Origin of the sequence: Faecalibacterium sp. 9 (genome assembly GCF_048320955.1) — a bacterium.
GTDB lineage: Bacteria > Bacillota > Clostridia > Oscillospirales > Ruminococcaceae > Faecalibacterium > Faecalibacterium wellingii.
Window position 1 is genome coordinate 589,418 of record NZ_JBLWGB010000003.1, and the last position, 6,105, is coordinate 595,522.

The window sequence follows — 6,105 nt, forward strand, 5'->3', positions numbered from 1 at the left end:
GTGGAGCGGGGACTGTGTTTGAAAAAAATCAGCCCTTGACGGCCTTGGCAGGCTCAGCGGACTGGGTGGCGGGGTTGTAGTCAAACTCCTCCGGCGTGCCGATGACCTTCACGTCGCAGGCAAAGGTGGCCTTGGAACCGGCTGCACCGCCCACGTCGCTGGTGACGATGATGGAAGCGCTGCCCTTCTCGCCCTTGCCGGTGCGAAGGCTGAAATAGATGTACGGCCTGATGATATCGCTGCCGGTACCGTACACGATCTTGTGGCTCAGCACAAAATTCTGAAAAGCATCGCCCACGCAGCGGTCGCCGTTGACGGTAAGGGTGCGCTGGGTGCCGGTCTTTTCGGTGACGTTGCCGGTGCGGATGTACTGGGCATCCTCGGTGGTGGCGTTCAGGGAGCCGGAATGCTCCTTCACGTGGTCGGCGCAGACGATCCACTGGCTTTCCTTGGTCTGGGTGCTCTCGATCTGGAACGCCAGCACAAAATCGTTCGCCGTCTCAATACCGGTATACGACGCGCTGGGCGTGATGCCGGACTTGGTAATGGCTTCGGATACGGTCATATCAAAACTCCTTTCATTTTGGCATGTAGTAGGTCAGGCGCATTTGCAGCTGCATCTTACAGCTGCCCGCGCTGTTTGTGACGATGTAGCCGCTGTTTGTCACGGCAATGCCGGTAGGGGTCTTGCCCTCGCCGCAGGCCGAGAGGTCGGGCAGGTTGTGCCGGGCGTCCTGCCGCATGACCCACTCGGTGAGCTGCTCAAAAAAGCCGCTGTTCTGGATGCTGACGGCATCCACCTCGCTGTACTCCCGGCGGCTGAGGAAGAGGTAATTCTTCGACATTTCCCAGCCGGAGAAATACTCGGTGATGATGGGATCACCGGGGCTGTCCTCGATGGAAAAGGCGGTGGATTCTTCTTCCAGTCCGGCAATGCGGAATGCTGCGCCGGTGGCTTCCTGCTCGTCGGCGATCAGCGGGCAGGTCTTGAGCCATGCCCGCAGGGCGGCAATGGTGGGCTTTACGGTTTCGCTCATTTGTTCCCTCCCAGAAACTGCTTTGCGGCATCATGGGCGAACTTTTCCAGCTCGTCCTTGTGGTCGGCAATGGCCCGCTGGCCCCAATAGGAGCCGCGCAGGCCGTTCTCACCATGCAGACCCTTGCCCTGTTCATGCAGATAATACTGCCTGCGGGCATAGGGCGTATTGTACACCAGCAGACCTTCCTTGAAGTCGGATGCCTGATTCACGCTGTTCTTCAGCGTGCCGGTGTCAAAGGGCACATAGGGGTCTACCGTTGCCGCCACTTTCTGTGAAAAGGCAAACTGCAGCTTTGCGAACCGTGCATCCATGTCGGCCTGAAAGCCGGGCCGGAACGTGATCTTGAAATCAAAAACCGGTGCGCTCATGCGATCAGCTCCCTTCCACATGCCAGTGGGGCAGCAGCGGCTCCCGGTCGTCCGAGACAGCCGCCGCTGTGCAGCACAGGTGCGTTTTTTCAAGCCGGGCATACTCTTCGGCGGTCAAGGCAGGCACCGCGCCCTGCACCAGCTTCCAGCCGCGTTTCAGGGTCCAGTGCTTGGTCTTTTCCGCCGCAGACAGCGCCGCCCACTGGGCATAGGGCAGGTAGCCCACCGTACACACGCTGGCCGGGATGCGGATGTGGGTGGTGCGCTCCGGGTCTTTGGCGGTGCCGGAGCCGGAGGTGGAGCGGCATTCCCGCCAGCAGCACCCGGGGAACACCCAGCACACCGGCCTGTCTGTCTCGGTGGTCACATCGTGGATGAGGTTCACCACAGTAACGGCTGTCTGCATCACAAAATCCCCCTGTACAGCAGGTCGTGCGGGTCATTGCCCAGCGCGGTGCGGAGACTACTCGATAGGCTTCCTGCCGGGCGGCGGCGGTCACACTGGCATTGCTGCCAAAGGTGACGCTGTAGCCGTCGTTGGAGACGCTGGCAGCACCCGGCACAGCACCCGCCGCAGATGCAGCGGCCAGCAGGCCGACGATCTGCCCGCAGGCGTCCGCCAATGCTTCCCGGCAGGCCTCGCACCCGGCGGCGTGGCTCTCGGCCCGGCCAAAGGTGGCGGAATCGATCATGCGGGAAGCCCGGCTGCACAGCACACCGAACGCCGTTTCTGGCACCATGCCGCCCGCCGCCGTGTACTGGTCATAGGTGCAGTAGAGCATGGGGCCTCCTTATGCTGCGACGGCAGCTGCGGTCAGGAACGCAAAGGGGACTTTGGAGCGGTCGGCGTTCATACGGGTGGCAGGGTTCGGCAGTGCCCAGCCCATGCGCATGACCACACGCAGGGCCACCATATCCTGCTGGGCGAGGTTGTAAACGATCTCCTTGGTGGAAGGATCCTGAATAACGCCCTGATCCAGCAGCTTCACGGTGACGTCCTGACGGATGGAGTACACCAGCTTCTTGAAGTTGCCTGCGATCAGCTGTGCCTTGGAAGCATCAAAGCCGCCGTTATCCGGGAAGTACATCGGTGCGCCGTCCAGCGCGTAGGTGGTGGCACCCTGCATATCGGAACGGAACAGGGGACGGCCAGTGGTATCCACAAGGCCGCGCAGCTCTGCCTTGGCGGTCAGGTCGCCCACCACGGCGTCCACGCCGAAGCCGCCAGCCTCCACCTTGGAGAACAGACCGTCCTTGCCCAGCAGCTTTGCGTAGTCGATGGGGCCGGTGACTTTGTTCTTGGCCGCAAGGGTCAGAACATCGGTCGTCCACTCGGTGGGACGCTCGCCGCCGAACAGGATGGCGTTGTCGATCTTTGCGCCCATGGCTTCCCGGACGCGGGGCTGTACCTCGCCCATGATGTCAAAGCTGGAATCTGCCAGCACAGCCTCGGGCACAGGAACGATGACGGCCAGCTCTGCAGCGGTCATATACACGTTGTCCCATTCCTGCTTGCTGGTCTTTTTCATGCCGGTGTCACCGTTGACCCAGTAAGCCAGCGGCAGCATGGACAGCACGGGGATCTTGGTCTGGTTAGAGGTCATATTGGCAAGGCGGGTGCCCAGCTGCATGACGGTGGAGCTTTTGGGCACGTCCTGCTGGATGGTGTTCACCAGCTGCTCCCGGATCAGGGCCTCAGCCTTATTGCGAGCGATTGCATCAGTAGCCATAAGAATCAACCTTTCTGGCCGAACGCTGCGCGGAATGCAGCATTTGCGGCCTCATGTGTGTTTGCGGGCTGGCCGGGTGCGCCGGTCGCCGATGCGGAAAAACGTGCCATGCCGCCGTCCGGCAGAATGGCGCTGGGATCACTCTCTTTGAAAGCCTTGACATAATCATCAAAGCCCAGAATCTCGCCGTCCTTCATAGCAAAATTCTGGGCCTTTGCCTCGGCAAGGAACGCCTTGCGGGCGCTCTCGCTGGAAAATTTCAGGCCGGATGCCTTGCGTTCCAGAGCGTAGCCCTTTTCGAGGGCAGCGACCTGAGTCGCAGCATCGGTCTTGGCCTGCTCGGCCTTGGCCTTCCACTCGGGGTCGTAGCCTTCCAGTTTGCTGTTTGCAGTGGACAGCTGTTCGGTCAGGGTGGTTTTCTCGGCCTTGAGGGTGGTGATCTCGTTCACCTTGGCCGTGATATCCGCGCCGTGCAGGTTCATGATGCTGTCCAGCTGGTCCGAGGTGATACCCGGAATGATCTTGCTCACATCTTCGCGTTTCACTTGCGATGTGCTCCTTTCTTTTGTCTGTTGGGTGGATAAGTCCCTGCTGTTTTGTATCGCGGTTCTCATTCCGCACGGGACAAGACGGGGTACGCGCCGCCTTCCGCTGTGGTGCCGCTTGCGGGAGTTGAACCCGCCACACCCGGATTAAAAGTCCGGTGCTCTTCCAACATGAGCTAAAACGGCATGAAAAAACCACTGTTGTGCCTTTTTGATGGCATACAGTGGTTAAAATGGGGCATTTCCGTGAATGAAAGCTTACTTTTTGGGGTGCGGGTGCGGCGTGTATTTGTCGTCCTGCGCCTGCTGCACGGCGGATGCAATCATGAAGAACAGCCGGGCGCCGTTCAGCAGAACGATCTCCAGCAGCGCGAGGATCATCAGAGTGATAAGAACTGTAGTAACCATAGTGTACCTCCTGAAAAATTGGCAAAAGAAAACCACCGTCCGGGTGGATGGTGGTTAAGGTTATTCGATGCCGGGCGGGAGCTTGCCAATCCCTTTCAATGCATCATAGGCACAGCGCGATGCAAGTTGCTCAGGCGGAACATCATTGTCGTATGCTTCACATTCTTCATCATACGAGTGGTCAATCGGATGTTTCAGCAATGTTTCTTGAAGCTCTTTAATTACTTCTGGTGTGAAATAATCACTCATAGAACCGGATGCCATATTTTTTCATCTCCTTGATTGAATCACGAATTATGGATTCGGCTTCCTGAAGCAGTTGTTCGTCAGGCAATTGTTCCCTTGGAATGTCACTCAATGCATTTACTTTTGTGAAAAGCCGGGAAGAAATAGCCTTGATGGTATTCGAATCATACTCTGATGTTTTCTCAATCGCGTAAATGTGCCCGTTATGACCAACTGCGGTCAGAAGTTTTATAGAATCGTCGTGTGCGAAGTTGTACAAATCGCCCTGCGAAAAAATACTGCAATCGGGATGGGTGTGAATGAAGATATGCGGAACCGCTGTTTTTGGAGGTTTCACGCTTCCGCCACGAGCGGGCCCGATGATATCCTTCGTCAGCGGCTTCATCTTGATGTCGAACACCCTGCCCACTTCAACATTTTCCGGCTGCTTTGAAGCGACCATGAGAAGGCGCTTGTGGGCGTTTTTCAGCTGTTGCTGCCCGGCGGCATCCAGTGTGTCACAGCTGAACGCCTTAACATTTGCGATTGACTGCATTGTAACAGGTTTTGGCTCCATGTTCAAGCTCGAATAAACAGAGGAGTTTTTCTTCGCCGCCCAATTCGCCCTGCTGGCTTCACTCCTGCCGAACTTCGGCACGCTGACACGGGCGCTGTCCACACGGCCACCCGTGGCCTGTGCAAACTCTGCAAGGCTTTGGCGGGCCGCTCTCAGGCGCACGGCGGCGTCGGTGGTGTCCAGCCCGGCAGCGTCCTCGGCCAGATACCGCTTTTTCCAGCGGCGGACGTTCCGCTCCCGGGTCCGCTGCATCTGGGATATCTCGTAGGCGGTGTACTTTTTGCCGTTCCATTCGATGTTCCGGGCGTTCAGCTCCCGCAGCTGCTCCTGTGTCCATTGGGGCGGGTCGCCCAGCTCCGGGAACACCGCGAAAAAGGTGTGGCGGCAGTTCCAGCCGCAAAGGCCTGCGCCGGTGCCGTAGCCGGTGGCGGCTTCAAAATCCGGGTAGTGTCTGCCCTTGTAGTCCACCGCGCCGCCCCGGTGGAAGCGCCTGCCCTGCCACTCTGCATGAGAAGGACGGGCACCGCCGTGGGCTGTCGTCTCCACAAATTCGCAGCCCATTTCGTCCATGCGGGCCACCTGCAGCTTGCCAGTCGTCTGGTTCACACCGGTGAGCACGGCACGGCGGGCGGCCACCTCGATGCTGTCCTTGTGGCCGCTGGGATAGGTGACCATGGGCATCTCGTCTGCAAGGCTGTCCACAGCCTGTTTGACGGCTGTTTTGTAGTCGAAGGCACCGGTGCTCACCTTGAGCCATGCAGCGTCCAGCGTGCGCTCAAAGGCCCCTGTGACGGTGTTTGCCGTGGTAGCGGTGAGGTTCTGCCATGTGCCGCAGGTCTGCCGGGCACCGGCATCAAGCAGGTTGTTCAGGGCGGCGCTCTCTTCAAAGGGCGTCGGCTCCATGTCGTAGTGGTAGTAGATGGCGTCCTCCCGCTCCATGGCTTCGGTGGCGGCCTGCAAAAGCAGCCTGCGGATGGCCGTTTCGCTCTTGCCGGTGTACTTCGCCAGCAGCTTCACCACGTCGTTGCGCAGCGCCTCGGTCTGCTGGTAGCGCCACAGCTGCCAGTTAGCAGTAGCGGTCACTTTGTCCATCTTGCCGATGCGCCGGGCAACGTCCTGTAAGATCTCGTCCTCGACCTGCTGCCAGAGCTGCACAAAGGCGTCCGGCATCTGGTCGAGGTAAGACGGCGGCAGCATCAGGCACCCCCGAAG

At 59.2% G+C, this 6,105-nt stretch carries 9 protein-coding genes and 1 tRNA gene; all 10 read right to left on the reverse strand.

Features of this window, described 5'->3' with window-relative positions; all coding sequences use genetic code 11:
* Positions 1-28: 28 nt before the first annotated feature.
* The gene (locus tag ACKXF9_RS15255) at positions 29-565 is read right to left on the reverse strand and encodes a phage tail tube protein (RefSeq protein ID WP_418265885.1); all 537 of its coding nucleotides are present in this window, start codon (positions 563-565) and stop codon (positions 29-31) included.
* Positions 566-578: 13 nt separating this feature from the next.
* Entirely contained in the window at positions 579-1,037 is a 459-nt protein-coding gene (locus ACKXF9_RS15260; RefSeq protein ID WP_418266686.1) for a hypothetical protein, read from the reverse strand.
* Positions 1,034-1,408, reverse strand: a complete 375-nt coding sequence (locus ACKXF9_RS15265; protein WP_418265851.1) for a minor capsid protein — start codon at positions 1,406-1,408, stop codon at positions 1,034-1,036. Before ACKXF9_RS15265 ends, ACKXF9_RS15260 begins: the two co-directional genes overlap by 4 nt.
* A gap of 4 nt (positions 1,409-1,412) precedes the next feature.
* Complete coding sequence (locus ACKXF9_RS15270) at positions 1,413-1,814, reverse strand: hypothetical protein (RefSeq protein WP_418265888.1); 402 nt, start codon at positions 1,812-1,814, stop codon at positions 1,413-1,415.
* Between the two features lie 385 nt (positions 1,815-2,199).
* Positions 2,200-3,138 (reverse strand): phage major capsid protein, encoded by a 939-nt coding sequence (locus ACKXF9_RS15275; RefSeq protein ID WP_418265890.1) that lies wholly within the window; start codon positions 3,136-3,138, stop codon positions 2,200-2,202.
* 5 nt (positions 3,139-3,143) lie between these two features.
* The gene (locus ACKXF9_RS15280) at positions 3,144-3,683 is read right to left on the reverse strand and encodes a hypothetical protein (RefSeq protein WP_418266368.1); all 540 of its coding nucleotides are present in this window, start codon (positions 3,681-3,683) and stop codon (positions 3,144-3,146) included.
* A 109-nt stretch (positions 3,684-3,792) separates the two neighbouring features.
* Positions 3,793-3,869: transfer RNA gene (locus ACKXF9_RS15285), tRNA-Lys, on the reverse strand.
* Between the two features lie 72 nt (positions 3,870-3,941).
* On the reverse strand, positions 3,942-4,091 hold the full coding sequence (locus ACKXF9_RS15290) for a hypothetical protein (RefSeq protein ID WP_154259740.1): 150 nt from the start codon (positions 4,089-4,091) through the stop codon (positions 3,942-3,944).
* Between the two features lie 60 nt (positions 4,092-4,151).
* On the reverse strand, positions 4,152-4,340 hold the full coding sequence (locus tag ACKXF9_RS15295; protein ID WP_418265892.1) for a hypothetical protein: 189 nt from the start codon (positions 4,338-4,340) through the stop codon (positions 4,152-4,154).
* Positions 4,333-6,105, reverse strand: a 1,773-nt coding sequence (locus ACKXF9_RS15300; protein WP_418266687.1) for a phage minor capsid protein, incomplete at its 5' end; no start/stop codon positions are given. The genes ACKXF9_RS15300 and ACKXF9_RS15295, both read right to left, overlap by 8 nt.